This is a genomic window from Streptomyces sp. NPDC096079 (assembly GCF_040303145.1).
Lineage (GTDB): Bacteria > Actinomycetota > Actinomycetes > Streptomycetales > Streptomycetaceae > Streptomyces.
Window position 1 is genome coordinate 1 of the sequence record NZ_JBEOST010000030.1, and the last position, 20,320, is coordinate 20,320.

Here is a 20,320-nt window from a genome sequence, read left to right on the forward strand (position 1 = left end):
GGCGTGCCGGCGCTGATCGCCCGCACCGGCTACACCGGCGAGGACGGCTTCGAGCTGTTCCTGAAGCCCGAGCACGCCGAGGGCGTGTGGAAGGGCACGTCCCGGTGCGCCGTCCCCGCCCGTGCTGAGCAGCCGGTGGAAGAAGGAGCGGTACCGGCGCAGCGCCGTGCGCAGACTCTCGGTGTCCACGTCCTCGCCCTGCCGCCACTGGGCTTCGAGCTCCTTGCGGCGGTCGGCGAACGTGGTGGCCAGCTTCTGCATCACGTCCGCCACGAGAGCGTCGGCCTCGTGCACGGCCCTGCGGGGGTCGTCGACGAACAGGCTCTGCAGCTCGCGCCACCGGGCCTCGAAGCCCTCCTCCTCCTCGGCGTCCATCAGACGGGGCAGTCCGTCGGCCGGGGCGCCCTCGCCGCCGGAGGCTTCGCCCTCGGAGACGGCTCGGCCCTCGGAGACGGCTCGGCTCTCGGAGACGGCTTCGTCCTCGGTACGGGGCGGACCGTCCGTGCCGGTGGCCTCACCCGGGTAGCTGGGTGCCGCGCCGGTGTCCCGCGCCTCGTTGCGGCGGCCCGTGTCCGGACCGGTCTCGGGTGCGTGCTCACGTTCGCGGGACCGGGCGATGTCGTCGGTGGAGAGTCCGGTTCCGGTCGGTGCGGGGGTGTCGTTGTCGTGCATGGCGGAGTCCGCCTCTCAGGACCGGCCGGAGCCGGGCCGGCTTCCGTTGGAGAGCAGTTCGTCGAAGAGGACCCGATAGTGGATCATCGCTCCGCGCAGCTGCTCCGTGGTGGCCTGGTGGTCGGTTCCCAGCCGGTCGACCTCGTGTGCCGCGCGGTAGTGCTCCAGGGTGCGGCCGTGCTCCACGGACAGGTCCCGTGCGCGCTGCTCGAAGTCGTCCGTGGGGTAGCCGCGTTCGCGCATGAGGGAGGTCACGAGCCGGTCCGCGTCGTGGACCGATGCCTCGGGCCGGTCGACGAAGCGCTCCTGCACCCCGCTCCACTCGCGCGCGTACCGTTCCCGCACGTCGGGGTCGAGCGGCCGGATGTCGAGCGACTCGTGGCGCTCCTCCCGCGTGCCGAGGTCGTACTCGGCGGCTCGTCGGCTCCCCGTCTCGTCGACCGTGCGGTCGTACTCGGGGCCGAACCGCTCGCGCAGGCGCCGCCGTCGGCGACGGTCCAGGAAGATCGCGGTGGCGATCAGCACGATCACCACCGCGACGGGAATGACGATGGCCAGAATGGTTCCGGTGGACATGACCCGGCCCCCTTGACTGTGACGGGCCTTTGCCACGGCGGTTGCCCATCGGCGCCGGGGCGAAACGGTCGGCCTCGGGCGTTCCGTGAGGCATGGAGCGCACCGGGCGGGGCAGGGGCCGGTTGTCACACAGGAGGTGCACCATGGTCACCGGTGCTGCGCACACGGGCCGGAACGTGGTCCGCGTGAGCGGCGAAATGGACCTCGAACACGCGGAACAGCTTCGTGTCTCCCTCATGGAGGCCGTGACCCGGGCCCCCGCGGGCTCGGACGTCGTGGTCGACCTGCGGAACTCCAGCTTCTGCGATTCCTCAGGGCTCAACGTGCTCCTGGCGGCGAGGCAGCGGGCGCTGGACGCGGGGCGCCACCTCGTGCTGGCGGCACCGAGCCACCAGATGATCAGACTCCTGGAGTTCACCAGGACATACGGCCTCTTCTCGTACGGCCCCGTGGCAGCGGACTGATCCGCCACCCGGAGTCCGGCGGGGGGCGGCGAGGCCCCTGCGCGCCGAACACCGCGAGCGACGCGCAGGGCCTCCTGGCCGGTTGTCCCCTCGCGGCGAGAGCCACTCCTCCGCGCTGGGCCGGTGCCGTCAGTCAAACAGGCCTCCCCTGGGGGAGGCGATTGGACGCCGACACGGAAAAGAAGCCGTCGGGAGCGGCCTGAATACAGATAATCATCCAAGAGGTAATGGCGGCTTCTCGGCACACATCTGCGAGGAGTACTCCGGAAGAGATCTAGCGGATGCGTTCCTCCTATGGGCTGCAGGTACCGCCATGTCCGCCGGCCGGACGGCACCTCGCGGACCCCCGGCCCGCCGCCCCGGCCCGCCGCCCCGGCGCGAGCCCTCACGGCTGCCCGGCGCGGAGGGTGAGCCGGACGGCGCGGCGGGGACATCACGGATGCGTCGACCGGAAACACCGCGGCCCGACACTGGGGCCATGCCGCCCACGACGCATACAGCCCCTCCCGCGCACCAGGCCCGCCCGGCCCCGTCGGCACCTCCGACGCACGAGGCGCACGAGGCGCACGAGGCGCACACGGCGCACACGGCCCACGCGGCTCACGAGGCCCATGCGGCGCACGCGGTGTCCTGGGCGGAGGCCAGGACGCTGGCGCACGGAGCGGCGGGACCGGCGGGGAGCCGGACCGTACCGCCGCGTGACGCCGCCGGGCTGACGCTCGCCGAGGACCTGCGCACCCTCCGGCCCGTCCCGGCCTTCGACACGGCGGCCATGGACGGCTTCGCGGTGTCCGGCCCCGGCCCGTGGACGGTCCGGGGCGGCGCGCGGGCCGGCACCGCGTGGCGGGGCGAGCTGCGTGCGGGCGACGCCGCGCAGATCTCCACCGGGGCCCTGGTGCCGAGGGGCGCCACCGCGGTCCTGCCGAAGGAACTGGCCTCGTCCGCCGGCGGCCGGGTGCTCGGGCCCGAGCAGACGGACGGCCGGCACATCCGGCGGACCGGCGAGGACGCCGCCGAGGGCGACCGTCTCGCCCCGGCGGGAACGCGCGTCGGCCCGGCCCTGATCGGACTGGCCGCCGCGTGCGGCCACGACACCCTGCCGGTCCGGCCCCGCCCCCGCGTCGCCCTGCTGGTCAGCGGTGACGAGCTGGACCTCTCGGGCGTCCCGGAACCAGGGCGGGTACGCGACGCGCTGGGCCCGCTGGTCCCCGCCCTGGTCGGCGAACTCGGAGGCGAGACGGTGTCCTCACGGCACGTCCCCGACCGGCCGGCGGGCGGCCTCGCCGCGGCCGTGCACGCGCGCCACGACGCCGAGGTCGTCGTGGTCACCGGATCGACGTCCGTCGGGGACACCGACCAGCTCCGGCGGCTCCTCGCCGACGCCGGCGCCCGCATGACCGTCGACACCGTCGCCTGCCGGCCGGGCCACCCCATGCTGCTCGCCCGGCTCCCCGGCGGTCCGTGGGTGGTCGGGCTGCCGGGGAATCCGTACGCGGCCCTGGTCGCCGCCCGTACGCTCCTCGGCCCGCTCCTCGCCGGACTGTCGGGGCGCCCGCTTCCGCCGCTGCCGCACCTGCCGGTCCGGGGCCGGGCGCGGACGGCACCCGGGTCCACCCGCCTGGTGCCGGTGTCCTGGGCCGGTGGCGAGGCCCGGATCCTCGGAGGGCACGGGGCGGCCTTCCTCCGGGGCGCCGCCGTGGCCGACGCGCTGGCCGCGCTGCCCCCGGCGTGGACGGACGGGGATCCGGCGCCGCTGCTGCTGCTCCGGGACGGCTGAGACGGACGGCCGCGCCGCCACCGGCGCCCGCTCGAAGGGGATGCTGGCAGACTGGCCGGTCATCTGCCGAAGGAGCCCCCGTGTCGATGATCCACCGCCTCCGCAGCGCCGTCCGCCGCACGTACCGGCGTGCCGTGGACCTCAGTCACCCGGCGCGGTCGCCGCTCGGCAGCGCGGTGGTCAACTGCGTGGTGTACCGGGACGGTGTGCGACAGGACGGCGTCAGGTCGGTGGAGGAGGCCGTGCGGCGCGTCCGCAAGGCGGGTGACGGGTTCGTGTGGATCGGTCTGCACGAACCGGAGGAGAAGGAGTTCGCCGGCCTGGCCGAGCTGTTCGGGCTGCACCCGCTCGCGGTCGAGGACGCCGTGCACGCCCATCAGCGGCCGAAGCTGGAGCAGTACGACGACGTGCTCTTCGCGGTCTTCAAGACGGTGCGCTACGTCGAGCACGAGGAGCTCACGGCGTCGAGCGAGGTGGTGGACACGGGCGAGCTGATGGCGTTCACCGGCCCCGACTTCGTCATCACCATCCGTCACGGGGGTCACGGCTCCCTCGGCCCGCTCCGCGAGGCCCTGGAGTCGGAACCCGAACAGCTCGCCAAGGGGCCGTCCGCGGTGCTGCACGCGATCGCGGACCACGTCGTCGACGACTACCTCGCCGTCGCCGACGCCGTACAGGACGATCTGGAGTCGATCGAGAGCGCGGTCTTCTCCGAGCAGGGCCACCGGGGCGACGTCGGCCGGATCTACCAGCTCAAGCGCGAACTCCTCGAACTCAAGCGGGCCGTGACACCGCTGGGCCGTCCGCTGCTGCGGCTGGCGGCCGAACCGGTGCCCGTGGTCGCGGCCGAGATACGCGCGTACTTCCGTGACGTGGCCGACCATCTGGCCCGGGTCACCGAGCAGGTCGCCTCGTACGACACACTCCTCGACTCGATCCTCCAGGCCCACCTCGCGCAGGTGACCGTCGCGCAGAACGAGGACATGCGGAAGATCACCGCCTGGGCGGCGATCATCGCGGTCCCGACGATGGTCTGCGGGGTCTACGGGATGAACTTCGAGCACATGCCCGAGCTGCGCTGGACCTACGGCTACCCCCTGGTCCTCGGCGTCATGGCCGTCGCCTGCTTCGTCATCCACCGCGGCTTCCGCCGCAACGGCTGGCTCTGACGCCCCGGGGCCGCGCCGTCTCCCGGCGGCGCGTCGCCCGCGGGGCAGCCGAGAACATCACGCTCCGCGACTGCGCCACGCTCTCCGGAACCTGAGCATGGCGTCGGCTTTCGCGGGTACCCGCCAGGCAGTCGGTACCTCGCACCGGGCGGTACCCGTCATCCGGGAGGCAGGCTCCATGGGCAAGATCAAAGGCAAGGCCGAGCAGGTCAAGGGCAAGACGAAGGAACAGATCGGCTCGATGACCGATGACGAGAGCATGGAGATGAAGGGCAAGGCGGAGCAGGTCAAGGGACGTGTCGAGGAGTCCGCGTCGGACACCGCCGCCCGCATGCGGAAGATGGGCGAGAAGAAGAGGATGTGACCGCGCGGGGCGCCACCCGCCACCACCCCCCGACAGCCGGGTACGAGGCTGCGAGGGGCGGGGCGGGTGGGCGTCCGGCTGTTCGGGAGATCGACAGCCGATCGGGGGCACCGCGCCGTGGTGTCGGCCGACCGGCCCCACCGGGCGAAGGAGTCGTCATGCCCCGAGGATCCAGTCCCAAGCGTGAACGGCAGTACGAGCACATCAAGGACAGCGCGGAGAAGCGCGGCGAGAGCACCGAGCGCGCGAAGGAGATCGCGGCGCGCACCGTGAACAAGGAGCGGGCCCGCGCGGGGGAGTCCAGGACGGCGAGCAAGAGCTCGACCCAGGACATGTCCTCGGGCAGGCGCGGCGGGCTGCGCTCGCACAGCGGCGCACAGGGCCCCACGTACGACCAGCTCTACGCGGAGGCACAGCGCCGCAACCTGCACGGCCGGTCGTCCATGAACAAGGCCGAGCTCAAGCGCGAGCTCGGACACTGAGACGCCGCCGGACCGCAGTCGGGGGCGCCCTGGGCGGGCCGCGCGGAGAAGCCCGGCGTGGCATGCTCATCGTATGGAAGGCGATCCCGCGCTTCCCGACACCGAGAGCGACACAGGCAGCGACACCGAAGCCGAGGGCCTCGCCGGTGCCGGCTCCGCGCACGACGTGGCGGAGCTCCTGCGAGCGGTCCTCGGTGACGCCGAGGACGTCGAAGCCGTCATGATCTACCGGCCGGCCGCCACCGGAAGCCTGAGTCTGGCAGGACACGCCGGCATCGACGCGGCGCTGGCCGAGCAGTGGAGCCACATCCCGCCGCTCGGCGGCATCGCCCCGCTGGAGGCGACCACCACCCGCGAGGGCGTCTGGCTGGAGGACCCCGACACCGACGCCGTCGAACACCTGCTGATCGGAGACCTGCCCGAGCGATGGCCCTCGCGCGCGTGGCTCGCCGTGCCGGGAAGCGCGCCGCCGACCGCGGTCGTGGGCTTCTTCCGCTCCCGGGCCGGCGTCTTCGACCCGGTCACCCGCACCCTGCTCCGGCGTGCGGTCCGGCTCTGCGCCGGCCCGCTCCGCGACGACGCGCCTCGCGGCCGCCATGGCCACGGCTCTCCGTACGAGGGCCCCGAGGCCGTCCAGGCCGTCCTCGACGCCCTGCCGGGTCCGGCGGTGCTGCTCACCCGCTGCGCTCGGAGACGGGCGAGGTGGAGGACTACCGGATCGACGCGGCGGCACCGGAGTCCGTCGACGTGTCCGGGCACCGGGGCCGGGAGCTGGTCGGGCGGCGGATCCTGGAGACGTACCCCACCGTCTCGGGCACCGCCCTGTGGGACGCCTATCGGGAGACGCTGGACACCGGCTCGGCCTACGAGAGCGAACCCTTCACCTACGAGGAGGTGTCCGCGGGGGTCCCACGGGAGTCGCTGTACTCGGTGCGGGTGTCCCGGCTGGGGGACCGGCTGGTGGTGTCCTGGATCCGGCACGACACCAGTGAGCGGGAGGCCGGCAGACTCACCGAACTGCAGCGCCTGGGCAATCTCGGCTGGATGGACTGGAACCTGGTCACGGACACGGTCACCTGGTCCGACCAGGTGTACGCCGTCTTCGACCGCGACCCCGCCCTGGGCCCGATCCGGATGGAGGAGCTGCCCGGCCGCCTGGTCGCGGACGACATGCCGAGGATGGGTGCGGCCGTGCAGCGCCTCCTCGGCGAGGGGCGGTCGGTCGACGAGCCGTTCCGCATCGGGACGGGGAGCGGGGTGCGGCACCTGCGGATGGTGGCGACGACGCGGACCGACGCGGACGGCGCCCCCTTGGAGGTGCACGGCTTCTTCCAGGACCTCACGGCCCTGCGCGACGCCGAACTCGCCCTGGTCGAGAGCGAGCGCGCCAACCTGGTCCAGCGCGGCATGCTGAAGGCCGAGCGCGCGCTGGGGGCCCGGCTCAGGGACACGCTGCTGCCGGTCCCCGAGCAGTCGCTCGACCTCGCGGGTCTGTGCGTCGACGTCGCGTACGTCCCGGCCGACAGCGGGGTGAACGTCGGGGGCGACTGGTACTCCGCGATCGAGCTGCCGGACAAGAGCGCCCTGTTCGTCGTCGGCGACGTGGCCGGCCACGGGCTGCCCGCGGTCGGCACCATGGCCCAGCTGCGGTTCTACACGAAGGGCATGGCCGTCACCGGGTCCGCCCTGCCCGTCGTCCTCGGGCGGCTCAACTCGCTCCTCCTCCACACGGCGACGGACCGGGGCGGAGCCACCGCCACCATGGTCATGGGGCGCTACCAGCCGAGCGACCGACAATTCACCTGGGTGCGGGCCGGGCATCTGCCGCCGCTGCTGATCCGGGACGGCCAGGCGGGCTTCCTCGCCCAGCCGGAGGGCTGCATGCTCGGTGCCGCGTTCCGGTCCGCGTACGGGCAGGCGTCGCTCGCCCTGCTGCCCGGCGACCACCTGCTGTTCTACACGGACGGTCTCGTGGAGGACCCGGGGGAGGACATCGAGGAGGGCCTGGCGCGGCTCGCGGAGACCGCCGTCCGGATCGTGGCGGAGGGCAGGGGCGACGTGACGGCCCACACGCTGGCCGCGCTGCGGGCGGGCAACCGCGACGACCTCTGCGTCCTGGACATCCGGGTGCCCGAGGAATCCTGACCGCGCGGGACCGGTCACCGCGGGACCGGTCACCGCGGATCCGGCACGCCGGGGACGTCACGGGGCCCTCGTTCTCCTGCGGTTTGCGCGAGAACTGCAACTCGCTGTCAAACTCTTGCGGTGTTTGCGCTAGTCTTGCGTGTATGACGCGACGACTTGCTCAGGTGGCGAAGAAGGTGGGGGTCAGCGAGGCGACGGTCAGCCGCGTCCTCAACGGCAAGCCGGGGGTGTCCGAGGCCACCCGGCAGTCGGTGCTCACCGCCCTCGACGTGCTCGGCTACGAGCGGCCCACCCAGCTCAGGGGTGAGCGCGCCCGGCTCGTCGGACTCGTCCTGCCCGAGCTCCAGAACCCCATCTTCCCGGCCTTCGCCGAGGTCATCGGCGGCGCCCTCGCCCAGCAGGGGCTCACCCCCGTGCTCTGCACCCAGACCAAGGGCGGAGTCTCCGAGGCCGACTACGTGGACCTGCTGCTCCAGCAGCAGGTGTCCGGCGTCGTGTTCGCGGGAGGGCTCTTCGCGCAGGCCGACGCCCCGCACGACCACTACCACCAGCTCGCCGAGCGGAACATCCCGGTCGTCCTCATCAACGCCTCCATCGAGGGGCTCGACTTCCCCTGTGTCGCCTGCGACGACGCCGTCGCCGTCGAGCAGGCCTGGCGCCACCTGGCCTCGCTCGGGCACGAGCGGATCGGGCTGCTCCTCGGCCCCGCCGACCACGTGCCCTCCGGGCGCAAGCTCACGGCCGCCCGCGCGGCGGCCGAGGCGGCCGGCACGGAGCTGCCCGAGGAGCGCATCGTGCGCTCGATCTTCTCCCTCGAAGGCGGCCAGGCCGCCGCCAACGGTCTTCTGGAGCAGGGCGTCACCGGCATCGTCTGCGCCAGCGACCCGCTGGCGCTCGGGGCGATCAGGGCCGCTCGTCGGCGCGGCCTCCGCGTCCCCCAGGACGTCTCGGTCGTCGGCTTCGACGACTCCGCCTTCATGAACTGCACCGAGCCGCCGCTGTCGACCGTGCGCCAGCCCATCGAGGCGATGGGGCGGGCGGCCGTCGAGCTGCTCTGCTCCCAGATCCAGGGCGTGCACTCCCACCCGGGCGAGCTGCTCTTCGAACCGGAACTGGTCGTGCGCGGCTCCACCGCACCGCCGCCGGCCCGCTAGCGGAAGCACCTTCCAGGCGCCGTTCCCCACCGCCCTCCGGGCGGCTCGGGGAGCGGCGCCTTTGTCATTTTCCTGTCCGTTCCGTTGACAGAGTCGTCATCCGGGGGAAACCTGTGCCACCAGTAACCGCAAAACATTGACTGAATAACTCAAAAGATTGCGAGTCACTGTGTACGGACGACGACGAACGGCGATCGGTCTGCTGATCGCCGCCCTGATCGCCCTCGGGCTGCTGCCCGTCCCCGCGCAGGCCGCCGCGGCGGCCGACCCCGACCTCGCCCTCGGCCGACCGGCCACGGTCTCCGGCGCCCTCGGCGGATATCCGGCGGGCAACCTCACCGACGGCAGTCAGGCCAGCTACTGGGAGGGCCCGGCCGGCGCCTTCCCGCAGTGGGCCCAGGTCGACCTCGGCGCGGCGGTCCGCGTCGACCGCGTCGTCCTCAAGCTGCCCACCGGCTGGGAGGCCCGCGACGAGAACCTCGCCGTCCTCGGCTCCACCGACGGCAGCGCCTTCACGCCCCTGGCCGGTGCCCAGGCCCGCCGCTTCGACCCGGCCGCCGCGAACGCCGTGTCCCTCGCCCTGAACGGCAGTCAGGTCCGGTACGTACGGGTGCAGATCACCGCCAACACCGGCTGGAACGCGGCCCAGCTCTCCGCACTGGAGGTCTACGGCGAACCGGGCACCGTAGAGCCGCCCGTCGGCGGCACGAACCTGGCCCGGGGCAAGCCGGTCGAAGCGACTTCCGTCACCCAGAACTACCAGGCCGCGAACGCCGTCGACGACTCCACCGGAACCTACTGGGAGTCGGCCGGCTTCCCGGCGAGCCTCACCGTGCGGCTCGGCGCGGACGCCGACGTGCAGGGCGTCGTGGTCAAGCTCGACCCCGACCAGGCGTGGGGGCCGCGCACCCAGTCCTTCGAGGTCCTCGGCCGCGCCGTCGGGGCCACGGCCTTCACCACCCTCTCGCCGCGCGCGGACCACGCGTTCAGCCCGTCCTCCGGGCAGAACACCGTGACCGTCCCGGTCTCCGGCCGCTTCGCCGACATCCGGCTCGCCTTCCACTCCAACACCGGCGCCCCGGGCGCCCAGGTCGCCGAGCTCCAGGTCCTCGGCACCGCGGCCCCGGCCCCCGACCTCGTCGTCACCGACCTCACCTGGACCCCCGCCGCTCCCAGCGAGACCGACGAGGTCACCGTCCGGTCGACCGTCCGCAACAACGGCACCGCGGCGGCACCCGCCTCCGCGCTGAACGTCAGCGTCGAGGGCGTCGTCGCGGGCACCGCCCAGGTCGCCTCCCTCCCGGCCGGGGCCTCCGCCACGGTCGCCGTCCCCGTCGGCCGCCGCCCGGTCGGCGCGTACACCGTCTCCGCGGCGGCCGACCCGGCGAACGCGGTCGCGGAGCTCGACGACTCCAACAACAGCCGCACGGCCGCGTCGAAGCTGACCGTCGGCCAGAGCCCCGGGCCCGACCTCATGGTCACCGCCGTGAACGCCAACCCGTCGGCGCCCGCGGTCGGCACGCCCGTCTCCTTCACCGTCGCCGTCCACAACCGCGGCACCACCGCGGTCCCGGCCGGCACCGTCACCCGCCTCACCGCCGGCACCACCACCCTGAACGGCACCACCGGCGCCGTCGCCGCCGGCCAGACCGTGACCGTCGCGGTCTCCGGGACGTGGACGGCGACCAGCGGCGGCGTGACCCTGACCGCGACCGCCGACGCCACCGGCACCCTCGCCGAGACCGACGAGAGCAACAACGTCTTCAGCCGGTCCCTCGTCGTCGGACGCGGCGCCGCCGTCCCCTACACCGAGTACGAGGCCGAGGACGCCCGCTACCAGGGCACCCTGCTCACCGCCGACCGGCTCCGCACCTTCGGGCACACCAACTTCGCCACCGAGTCCTCAGGCCGCAGGTCCGTGCGCCTCGACGCGAACGGCCAGTACGTCGAGTTCACCTCGGTCAACCAGGCCAACGCCCTGACCGTGCGCAACTCCCTTCCGGACGCGGCGGCGGGGGGCGGTCAGGAGGCCACCCTCAGCCTCTACGCGAACGACGTCTTCGTCCGGAAGCTGACCCTCTCCTCCAAGCACTCCTGGCTGTACGGCAGCACGGACGACCCGGAGGGCCTGACCAACCGCCCCGGCGGCGACGCCCGCCGGCTCTTCGACGAGTCGCACACCCTGCTCGCCCGGTCGTACCCGCCGGGCACCCGCTTCCGGCTCCAGCGCGACAGCGACGACCGGGCCTCCTTCTACGTGCTCGACCTGATCGACCTGGAGCAGGTGGCCCCGCCCACGCCGCAGCCGGCCGGCTGCGTCTCCATCACCGAGTACGGGGCCGTGCCCAACGACGGCATCGACGACACCGACGCCCTCCAGCGTGCCGTCACGGCCGACCAGAAGGGCGAGATCGCCTGCGTCTGGATCCCGGCGGGTCAGTGGCGTCAGGAGCAGAAGATCCTCACGGACGACCCCCTGAACCGCGGGCAGTACAACCAGGTCGGCATCCGTGACGTCACGATCCGCGGCGCCGGCATGTGGCACTCGCAGCTCTACACGCTGACCCCGCCGCAGAACGCGGGCGGCATCAACCACCCGCACGAGGGCAACTTCGGCTTCGACATCGACGACAACACCCGGATCTCGGACATCGCCATCTTCGGCTCCGGCACCATCCGGGGCGGCGACGGCAACGCCGAGGGCGGAGTGGGGCTCAACGGACGCTTCGGCAGGAACACGAAGATCAGCAACGTCTGGATCGAGCACGCCAACGTCGGTGTCTGGGTGGGCCGCGACTACTCCAACATCCCCGAGCTGTGGGGGCCCGGCGACGGCCTGGAGTTCAGCGGCATGCGGATCCGCGACACCTACGCCGACGGCATCAACTTCGCCAACGGCACCCGCAATTCCACGGTCTACGACTCCTCCTTCCGCAACACCGGCGACGACGCCCTCGCCGTCTGGGCCAGCAAGTACGTCAAGGACACCTCGGTGGACGTCGGCCACGACAACCACTTCCGCAACAACACGGTCCAGCTGCCGTGGCGGGCCAACGGCATCGCCGTCTACGGCGGGTACGGCAACACCATCGAGAACAACGTGGTCTCCGACACCATGAACTACCCGGGGATCATGCTGGCCACCGACCACGACCCGCTGCCCTTCTCCGGGCAGACGCTGATCGCCGGCAACGCCCTGTACCGCACGGGCGGCGCCTTCTGGAACGAGGACCAGGAGTTCGGCGCCATCACCCTCTTCGCACAGGGGCAGGACATCCCGGGCGTCACCATCCGGGACACCGAGATCCTCGACTCGACCTACGACGGCATCCAGTTCAAGACGGGCGGAGGAGCCATGCCCGACGTCCGCGTCGGCAACGTCCGCATCGACGGCACGGTCAACGGCTCCGGGATCCTCGCCATGAGCGGGGCCCGCGGCAGCGCCACCCTGACCGGGGTGACCTTCGCGAACACGGCCGAGGGAGACGTCCTCGTCGAACCCGGCTCGCAGTTCGTCGTGAACCGTCCCTGATCCAGGCCCCGGAACGGCGGTCCGTCCACCGGCGGACCGCCGCTTCGGCATGCCTCCGCACAGCGCCTGACGCCTTCTCAACTCACGACGCCCAAGCGGTAGACGACCCCTCGATCCTCTGGAACTCTCTGAGCGTCCCGCGCAAAGAATTGACATTCGAGCGCGAATTCTGGACGTCATCCCCCCATGCAGAGAACGAGGAGCGATGAGGATCCGCAACTGGAGATCACGGTGCCTGAGCGCCGCGATCGCGACGAGCCTCCTGGCGCTGGGCGGTCCGCTGATGACCGCGCACGCGGCCGGCGGTCCCAACCTGGCCCTGGGCGACACCGCCGCCGCGAGCAGCGCGCACGCCGAGTACGGCGCCGCGAACATCACCGACGGCAACCAGGGCACGTACTGGCAGAGCTCCGGCTCCGCCCTCCCGCAGTGGGTGCAGGCCGACCTCGGCGCCTCCACCCGCGTCGACGAGGTGGTGCTCAGGCTCCCGGCCGGGTGGGAGAGCCGCAACCAGACGCTCTCCGTGCAGGGCAGCGCCGACGGCACCGCGTTCACCACCCTGAAGACCTCGGCGACCTACGCCTTCACCCCGGGCGCCGGAAACACCGTCACGATCGCCTTCCCGGCCGCCCAGGCCCGTTTCGTACGGGTCGACATCACCGCCAACACCGGCTGGACCGCCGCCCAGCTCTCCGAACTGGAGGTGCACGGCGCCGACGGCACCTCCCCGAACCTCGCCGCCGGCAAGACGCTCACCGCGAGCAGCAGCACCCAGACCTACGCGGCGGCCAACGCCAACGACGGCAACCGCGCCACGTACTGGGAGAGCGGCGGCGGCGCCTTCCCGCAGTGGCTCCAGGCCGACCTGGGCGCCGCCCTCCGCGTCGACCGGGTGGCCCTGCGACTGCCCGACACCTGGGAGGCCCGCAGCCAGACCCTCAAGATCCAGGGCAGCACCGACGGCACCTCCTTCACGGACCTGACCGCCGCCCAGGCGTACGCCTTCGACGCGGCGGGCGGCCGCAGCACGACGATCACCTTCGGCGCCACCACCACCCGGTACGTCCGCGTCCTCGTCACCGCCAACACGGTGCAGAACGCGGCCCAGTTCTCCGAGTTCGAGGTCTACGGGCCCACCAGCGGCGACACCCAGGCGCCGACCGCCCCCGCGAACCTGGCCTACACCGAGCCGGCCTCCGGTCAGATCCGTCTCACCTGGACCGCCGCCACCGACAACACGGGCGTCACCGGCTACGACGTCTACGCCAACGGCAGCCTGCTGACCAGCGTCGCCGGGAACGTCACCACCTTCACCGACACCCGCCCGGCGAACCAGACGGTGTCCTACAGGATCAGGGCGCGCGACGCGGCCGGGAACCAGTCCGGCGACTCGAACACCGTCACCCGGATCGGCGACGCGGGCGACACCCAGGCGCCGACCGCCCCCGCGAACCTGGCCTACACCGAGCCGGCCTCCGGTCAGATCCGTCTCACCTGGACCGCCGCCACCGACAACACGGGCGTCACCGGCTACGACGTCTACGCCGACAACGTCCTGCGCGGCACCGTCGCCGGGAACGTCACCGCCTACACCGACACCCAGCCCGCCTCCGCGACCGTCACCTACACCGTCCGCGCCAAGGACGCGGCGGGCAACACCTCCGGCGCCAGCAACGGCGTCACCCGCAACGGCGGCGGCGCCACCGGCTCCAACCTGGCCGTCTCCAAGGCGATCAGCGCGTCCTCCACGGTCCACACCTTCGTCGCCGCCAACGCCAACGACAACAGCACGGCGACCTACTGGGAGGGTGCGGGCGGCAGTTACCCGAACACCCTCACCGTCAAGCTGGGCGCCGACGCCGACGTCGACCGGCTCGTCCTGAAGCTGAACCCCGACACCGCCTGGGGCGCCCGCTCCCAGACGATCGAGGTCCTCGGCCGCGCGCAGGACGCCACCGGGTTCACCAGCCTCGTCGCCGCGAAGAGCCACGCCTTCGACCCCGGCAGCGGCAACCAGGTGACGATCCCGCTCACCGCCCGGGTCGCCGACGTGCAGCTCCGGATCACGGCCAACACCGGCGCCCCGGCCGGCCAGATCGCCGAGTTCCAGGTGATCGGCGTCCCCGCGCCCAACCCGAACCTGCGGGTCACCGGCCTGACCGTCTCGCCCGCCTCGCCCGTCGAGTCGGACCCGGTCACGGTGAGCGCCACCGTCCGCAACGACGGCAGCGCCCCCGCCCCGGCCAGCGGCCTCGCCGTACGGCTCGGCGGCACCAAGGTCGCCACGGCCGCGGTGGGCGCGCTCGCCGCCGGTGCCCAGACCACCGTCACCGCCTCCCTCGGCGCCCGCGACGCCGGCTCGTACGAGCTGAGCGCCGTCGCCGACGAGGCGGACGCGGTCGTCGAGCAGAACGAGACCGACAACACGTACACCAGCCCCACCGCGCTCGTGGTGCGGCCGGTGGACAGCTCCGACCCGGTCGCCGCCTCGGTGACCACTTCGCCCTCCAGCCCCTCGGCGGGCGAGGCCGTCACCTTCAAGGTCGCGGTGCGCAACCAGGGCACGGTCGCCACCGCCGGCGGCACCCACGCCGTCACGCTCACCCTGCTGAACGAGCAGGGCGGGACCGTGAAGACCCTCGGCGGCTCCTACGGCGGCACCCTCGCCGCAGGGGCGCGGACGGAGGTGAACCTCGGCCCCTGGACGGCCGCGAACGGCTCGTACACCGTCCGCACGGTCCTCGCCGACGACAGCAACGAGCTGCCGGTCAAGCGGAGCAACAACACCGCCACCCAGCCGCTCTTCGTCGGACGCGGCGCGCACATGCCGTACGACATGTACGAGGCGGAGGACGGCGTCGCGGGCGGCGGGGCGACCGTCGTCGGTCCCAACCGCACGGTCGGCGACATCGCGGGCGAGGCCTCCGGCCGCAAGGCGGTGAACCTCGACGCGACAGGGGAGTACGTCGAGTTCACCACCCGGGCCTCGACGAACACCCTGGTCACGCGGTTCTCGATCCCGGACGCCCCGGGCGGCGGCGGGATCGACTCCACGATCGACGTCTACGTCGACGGGGTCTTCAAGAAGGCCCTGCCGCTCACCTCGAAGTACGCCTGGCTGTACGGCTCCGAGACCGCGCCGGGCAACTCCCCGAGTGCGGGCGGCCCGCGGCACATCTACGACGAGGCGCGCCTGATGCTCGGCGAGACCGTGCCGGCCGGCAGCCGGATCCGGCTGCAGAAGGACACGGCGAACACCTCCACGTACGCGATCGACTTCGTGAACCTGGAGCAGGTCGCGCCGGTGGCGAACCCCGACCCGGCCGCGTACGCGGTCCCGGCGGGCTTCACCCACCAGGACGTGCAGAACGCCCTCGACCGGGTCCGGATGGACACCACGGGCGCCCTGGTGGGCGTCTACCTGCCGCCGGGCGACTACCAGACGTCGAGCAAGTTCCAGGTGTACGGCAAGGCCGTCAAGGTGGTCGGCGCCGGGCCCTGGTACACGACGTTCCACGCGCCCTCGACGCAGGACAACACGGACGTCGGCTTCCGTGCCGAGGCGTCGGCGAAGGGGTCCCTCTTCAGGGGCTTCGCGTACTTCGGCAACTACACCTCGCGCATCGACGGTCCCGGCAAGGTCTTCGACTTCGCGAACGTGTCGGACATCGTCATCGACGACATCTGGAACGAGCACTTCGTCTGCCTCTACTGGGGCGCCAACACCGACCGGATCACGATCAAGAACTCCCGGATCCGGAACCTGTTCGCCGACGGCGTCAACATGACCAACGGGTCGACGGACAACCTGGTGACCAACAACGACGCGCGGGCGACCGGTGACGACAGCTTCGCGCTGTTCTCGGCGATCGACGCGGGCGGCGCGGACATGAAGAACAACGTCTACGAGAACCTGACCAGCACGCTCACCTGGCGGGCGGCGGGCGTGGCCGTCTACGGCGGCTACGACAACACCTTCCGGAACATCCACATCGCCGACACCCTGGTCTACTCGGGGATCACCATCTCCTCCCTGGACTTCGGCTATCCGATGAACGGATTCGGAACCGGTCCGACGACCTTCGAGAACATCTCGATCGTCCGCGCCGGCGGGCACTTCTGGGGCGCGCAGACCTTCCCGGGCATCTGGGTCTTCTCCGCGTCGAAGGTCTTCCAGGGGATCCGGGTCAACCACGTCGACATCGTCGACCCCACCTACAGCGGGGTGATGTTCCAGACGAACTACGTGGGCGGGCAGCCGCAGTTCCCGATCAAGGACACCGTCTTCAGCGACGTCTCCGTCACCGGGGCGCGCAGGAGCGGTGACGCCTTCGACGCGAAGTCCGGCTTCGGCCTGTGGGCCAACGAGCTGCCCGAGTCGGGCCAGGGTCCGGCGGTGGGCGAGGTGACGTTCAACGGTCTCAGGACGAGCGGGAACGCCGTCGACATCCGTAACACGACCAGCACGTTCAAGATCAACATCAACCCGTAGTTGCAGCAGGCTGTCGCGCATTTCCGAAATCAGCGCGATATCTTGCGTTCACTTGTCGCGGGTGGTTGAGTGTGGCGCACCCCACTCACCCACCCGCGCATCGCCCGAAGGGGACCACTCATGAGAAGTGCCCGGCTCCGCCGTACCCGCCGACCCGCCGCCGTCGCCCTCGTCTCCGCCCTCACGCTCACCGCCCTCGCCGCCTGCGGCACGAGCAGCAGCAGCGACAACGGCACCGGTGGAGACGGCGCGAGCGGGTCCTCCGACCCCTCCGTGCCGCTCGACCCCAAGACCAAGGTCACGCTCACCATCGACTGCATGCCGCCGGCGGCCAAGGCGGCCGAGCTCAAGGAGTGGAAGGAGGACGTCGCCGAGTTCAACAAGACGTACCCGAACGTCACCATCGAGGGCCGCTCCACCCCCGGCCAGTGCCTCGAACCCCCGCGCTTCACCGCGATGCTCAAGGCCAAGTCGCAGCCGGACGTCTTCTACACCTACTTCACGGACCTGCCGCAGGTCCTCTCCGAGGACGGCGCCGCCGACATCAGCGCCTACGTCACCGACAAGAGCGTCCCGCTCCTCAAGGACATCGACCCCGACGTCCTCGGCTCCCTCAAGCAGGACGGCAAGCTCTACGGCCTGCCCACCAGCAACTACACGATGGGCCTGCTGATCAACCGCAAGCTCTTCAAGGACGCCGGCCTCGACCCCGACAACCCGCCGCGCACCTGGGAGGAGGTCCGGGCCGCCGCCAAGAAGATCGCGGCCCTCGGCAACGGCGTCTCCGGCTTCGGCGAGTACAGCGCGGGGAACACCGGCGGCTGGCACTTCACCGCCCAGATGTACAGCCTCGGCGGCGACGTCGTCGACCCGAGCGGCACCAAGGCCGCGTTCAACAACGAGATCGGCAAGCAGGTCGCGAGGAACCTCCACGCCATGCGCTGGGAGGACGACAGCATGGGCAAGACCCAGCTGCTGAAGTGGGGCGACCTCCAGAAGCAGATCGCCACCGACAAGCTCGGCATGTTCCTCGCCGCCCCCGACGACATCGCGTACATGGTCCAGCAACTCGGCGCGAAGTACGAGAACTTCGGCATGGGCCCGATACCCGGCGGCCGCAACACCCTCGCGGGCGGCAACAACTACATGGTCAAGAAGGGCATCTCGCCCGACAAGATCAAGGCCGCCGTCGCCTGGCTCACCTACAAGAACCTCACGGTCGGCAAGGGCCAGTTCGACTGGGCCCGCACCAAGGCCGACGGCCTCCCCGTCGGCGTCCCGCAGCCCAACTTCTGGCTGAACGCCTCCAAGGCCACCGACGACGCCGGCCGCGCCGGGAACGCGACGATGCCGGTGGCCAACTTCAAGTCCTTCATGGACAACCCGGTCGCCGGCAAGGCCGAGCCGCCGAAGGCCCAGGAGGTCTACAAGGTCCTGGACAACGTGATGTCCGGGCTCCTCACCAACAAGGACGCCGACGTCGACAAGCTCCTCGCCACCGCGGAGACCCAGGTCAACCAGGTCCTGGCCAACCAGTGACCCGCCCGGGCGGCGGCGGGCCGGCCCGGTCCGCCCCGCCCGCCAGCACCCTCAGCAGCGGCACCCCCAGCACCAAGGAGCGACGATGCCGGCCCTCCGTACGATCCCGAGCAAGGCGGGAGCGGCCCCCCTCCCCTCCCCACCCCGCGAGCCGGAGCCCCGCAGGGCCACCGGGCACCTCGCCAAGGCCGTCCGGCGCAACCTGACCGCCCACGGCTTCCTCATCGGCGCCGTCCTCTGCTTCGCGGTCTTCTCCTGGTACCCGATGGTCCGCGAGTTCCTGCTCGCCTTCCAGAAGACCGAGAGCGGCCGCAGCACCTGGGTCGGCTTCGACAACTTCCGTACCGTCGCGAACGACCCCGCCTTCTGGCAGGCCTGGGGCAACACCCTCCTCTACACCGCCTTCGCGCTCGTCCTCGGCTTCGCCGTCCCCTTCGTCGCGGCCCTCGTCATCAACGAGTTCCGCCACGCCCAGGGCTACCTCCGGCTCCTCGTCTACCTGCCCGTCATGCTGCCCCCGGTCGCCTCGGTCCTCCTCTTCAAGTACCTGTACGACCCCGGCTACGGCCTCCTCAACGAGCTCTTCGACCTCCTCGGCCTGCCCGCGCAGCAATGGCTCCAGGACCCCGACATCTCCCTGCTCGCCGTCGTCATCGCCTCCACCTGGATGAACATGGGCGGCGCGACCCTCATCTACCTCGCCGCGCTCCAGTCGATCCCCGGCGAGCTGTACGAGGCCGCCGAACTCGACGGCGCCGGCCTCCTCCGCAAGATCTGGCACGTCACCGTCCCGCAGACCCGGCTGGTCCTCTCGCTGATGCTGCTCATGCAGGTCATCGCGACCATGCAGGTCTTCGTCGAGCCGTTCCTGCTCACCGGCGGCGCCGGACCCGAAGGGTCCACCACCACCGTCGTCTACCTCATCTACCAGTACGCCTTCAGCTTCAACAACTACGGCGCCGCGGCCGCACTCGGCCTGATGCTGCTCGTGCTCCTGGCCGGGTTCTCGGCCGCGTACGTCAAGCTCAGCCGCGCCGAGGACGAGTAGGACCCGGGAGACACACATGTCCACACGCACGCTCATCGCACCCGCCGCGCTCGCCCGGCCGGGCGGCAGGGCCGCCTACCGGATCGTCCTCGGCCTCGTCCTGGTCCTGTTCACCCTGGTCTTCCTCGGCCCCCTCTACTGGCTGGTCTCCAGCGGCTTCAAGGACGCGCAGGAGGTCATCCGGACCCCGCCCACCCTGGTCCCCGGCACCTTCACCCCGGAGAACTACACCCGGGCCTGGGAGGTCATGGACCTCGCCACCCTCCTGTTCAACACCCTCTACTACGCCTTCGGCGCCCTCGCCTTCCAGCTCGTCCTGGACGTCGCCGCCGCCTACTCGCTGTCCAAGCTGCGGCCCGTCCTCGGCAAGGCCGTCCTCGGCATGATGCTCGCCACCCTGATGATCCCGGCGACCGTCCTCGTCGTGCCCCAGTACCTCACCGTGCTCGACGTGCCGATCGTCGAACGCAACCTGCTGAACAGCCCCTGGGCGATCTGGCTGCCGTCCGTCACCAACGCCTTCAACATCTTCCTGCTGAAGCGGTTCTTCGACTCGATCCCCAAGGATCTCCTCGACGCCGCCTCCATCGACGGCGCCGGCCCCCTGAGGATCCTCCGGTCGATCGTCCTGCCGATCTCCCGGCCGATCCTCGGCGTCGTGTCGATCTTCGCGGTCGTCGGCGTCTGGAAGGACTTCCTCTGGCCGATGCTGACGCTCCCCGACCCCGGCAAGCAGACCCTCAACGTGGGCATCTACTCCCTCTCCAACGGCGTCCCCGTCAACATCCTCATCGCCGCCCTCACCATCGCCGCGCTGCCGACACTCGTCGTCTTCCTGATCTTCCAGCGGAACATCATGAGCGGCCTCACCGCCGGCGGCCTCAAGGGCTGACCCGCCCCGCCCCC

14 protein-coding genes are annotated in these 20,320 nt (G+C 71.6%); 12 read left to right on the top strand and 2 right to left on the bottom strand.

The window, feature by feature from the left end:
- Both ABTY59_RS37730 and ABTY59_RS34460 read right to left on the bottom strand, forming a co-directional pair.
- Window positions 1-672 (bottom strand): hypothetical protein (locus tag ABTY59_RS37730; protein ID WP_502995466.1); only part of this gene is annotated, 672 nt, incomplete at its 3' end.
- Between the two features lie 15 nt (window positions 673-687).
- Entirely contained in the window at window positions 688-1,248 is a 561-nt protein-coding gene (locus tag ABTY59_RS34460) for a hypothetical protein (protein ID WP_352023069.1), read from the bottom strand.
- A gap of 143 nt (window positions 1,249-1,391) precedes the next feature.
- Here ABTY59_RS34460 and ABTY59_RS34465 point away from each other — a divergent pair, with 143 nt between their 5' ends.
- The 12 genes from ABTY59_RS34465 (at window position 1,392) to ABTY59_RS34520 (ending at window position 20,306) form a co-directional block, all read left to right on the top strand.
- Window positions 1,392-1,712, top strand: coding sequence for an STAS domain-containing protein (locus tag ABTY59_RS34465; RefSeq protein WP_352023070.1), 321 nt, complete (start codon window positions 1,392-1,394; stop codon window positions 1,710-1,712).
- Window positions 1,713-2,190: 478 nt separating this feature from the next.
- Window positions 2,191-3,489: a molybdopterin molybdotransferase MoeA gene (locus tag ABTY59_RS34470; RefSeq protein WP_352023071.1), complete on the top strand. Its 1,299-nt coding sequence runs from the start codon at window positions 2,191-2,193 to the stop codon at window positions 3,487-3,489.
- A gap of 86 nt (window positions 3,490-3,575) precedes the next feature.
- A complete protein-coding gene (gene corA / locus ABTY59_RS34475; RefSeq protein WP_352023122.1) occupies window positions 3,576-4,658 on the top strand; it encodes a magnesium/cobalt transporter CorA in 1,083 nt (360 codons plus the stop codon).
- Between the two features lie 178 nt (window positions 4,659-4,836).
- Entirely contained in the window at window positions 4,837-5,022 is a 186-nt protein-coding gene (locus ABTY59_RS34480; RefSeq protein WP_352023072.1) for a CsbD family protein, read from the top strand.
- A gap of 158 nt (window positions 5,023-5,180) precedes the next feature.
- Entirely contained in the window at window positions 5,181-5,504 is a 324-nt protein-coding gene (locus ABTY59_RS34485; RefSeq protein ID WP_352023073.1) for a plasmid stabilization protein, read from the top strand.
- A 702-nt stretch (window positions 5,505-6,206) separates the two neighbouring features.
- Complete coding sequence (locus ABTY59_RS34490) at window positions 6,207-7,649, top strand: PP2C family protein-serine/threonine phosphatase (RefSeq protein WP_352023074.1); 1,443 nt, start codon at window positions 6,207-6,209, stop codon at window positions 7,647-7,649.
- Window positions 7,650-7,792: 143 nt separating this feature from the next.
- The gene (locus ABTY59_RS34495; RefSeq protein ID WP_352023075.1) at window positions 7,793-8,803 is read left to right on the top strand and encodes a LacI family DNA-binding transcriptional regulator; all 1,011 of its coding nucleotides are present in this window, start codon (window positions 7,793-7,795) and stop codon (window positions 8,801-8,803) included.
- A 169-nt stretch (window positions 8,804-8,972) separates the two neighbouring features.
- Complete coding sequence (locus ABTY59_RS34500; RefSeq protein ID WP_352023076.1) at window positions 8,973-12,335, top strand: CARDB domain-containing protein; 3,363 nt, start codon at window positions 8,973-8,975, stop codon at window positions 12,333-12,335.
- Between the two features lie 205 nt (window positions 12,336-12,540).
- On the top strand, window positions 12,541-16,827 hold the full coding sequence (locus ABTY59_RS34505; protein ID WP_352023077.1) for a discoidin domain-containing protein: 4,287 nt from the start codon (window positions 12,541-12,543) through the stop codon (window positions 16,825-16,827).
- 120 nt (window positions 16,828-16,947) lie between these two features.
- Window positions 16,948-18,366, top strand: a complete 1,419-nt coding sequence (locus ABTY59_RS34510) for an ABC transporter substrate-binding protein (protein WP_352023078.1) — start codon at window positions 16,948-16,950, stop codon at window positions 18,364-18,366.
- Between the two features lie 85 nt (window positions 18,367-18,451).
- Window positions 18,452-19,414, top strand: a complete 963-nt coding sequence (locus ABTY59_RS34515; protein WP_352023079.1) for a carbohydrate ABC transporter permease — start codon at window positions 18,452-18,454, stop codon at window positions 19,412-19,414.
- Window positions 19,415-19,430: 16 nt separating this feature from the next.
- Entirely contained in the window at window positions 19,431-20,306 is an 876-nt protein-coding gene (locus ABTY59_RS34520; RefSeq protein WP_352023080.1) for a carbohydrate ABC transporter permease, read from the top strand.
- Window positions 20,307-20,320 lie beyond the last annotated feature (14 nt).

Excerpts from the sequence above, each read along its gene's own strand:
- ABTY59_RS34460 (WP_352023069.1), bottom strand. The coding sequence starts at position 1,248 with ATGTCCACCGGAACCATTCTGGCCATCGTCATTCCCGTCGCGGTGGTG.
- ABTY59_RS34465 (WP_352023070.1), top strand. The coding sequence starts at position 1,392 with ATGGTCACCGGTGCTGCGCACACGGGCCGGAACGTGGTCCGCGTGAGC.
- ABTY59_RS34470 (WP_352023071.1), top strand. The coding sequence starts at position 2,191 with ATGCCGCCCACGACGCATACAGCCCCTCCCGCGCACCAGGCCCGCCCG.
- corA (WP_352023122.1), top strand. The coding sequence starts at position 3,576 with ATGATCCACCGCCTCCGCAGCGCCGTCCGCCGCACGTACCGGCGTGCC.
- ABTY59_RS34480 (WP_352023072.1), top strand. The coding sequence starts at position 4,837 with ATGGGCAAGATCAAAGGCAAGGCCGAGCAGGTCAAGGGCAAGACGAAG.
- ABTY59_RS34485 (WP_352023073.1), top strand. The coding sequence starts at position 5,181 with ATGCCCCGAGGATCCAGTCCCAAGCGTGAACGGCAGTACGAGCACATC.
- ABTY59_RS34495 (WP_352023075.1), top strand. The coding sequence starts at position 7,793 with ATGACGCGACGACTTGCTCAGGTGGCGAAGAAGGTGGGGGTCAGCGAG.
- ABTY59_RS34505 (WP_352023077.1), top strand. The coding sequence starts at position 12,541 with ATGAGGATCCGCAACTGGAGATCACGGTGCCTGAGCGCCGCGATCGCG.
- ABTY59_RS34510 (WP_352023078.1), top strand. The coding sequence starts at position 16,948 with ATGAGAAGTGCCCGGCTCCGCCGTACCCGCCGACCCGCCGCCGTCGCC.
- ABTY59_RS34515 (WP_352023079.1), top strand. The coding sequence starts at position 18,452 with ATGCCGGCCCTCCGTACGATCCCGAGCAAGGCGGGAGCGGCCCCCCTC.
- ABTY59_RS34520 (WP_352023080.1), top strand. The coding sequence starts at position 19,431 with ATGTCCACACGCACGCTCATCGCACCCGCCGCGCTCGCCCGGCCGGGC.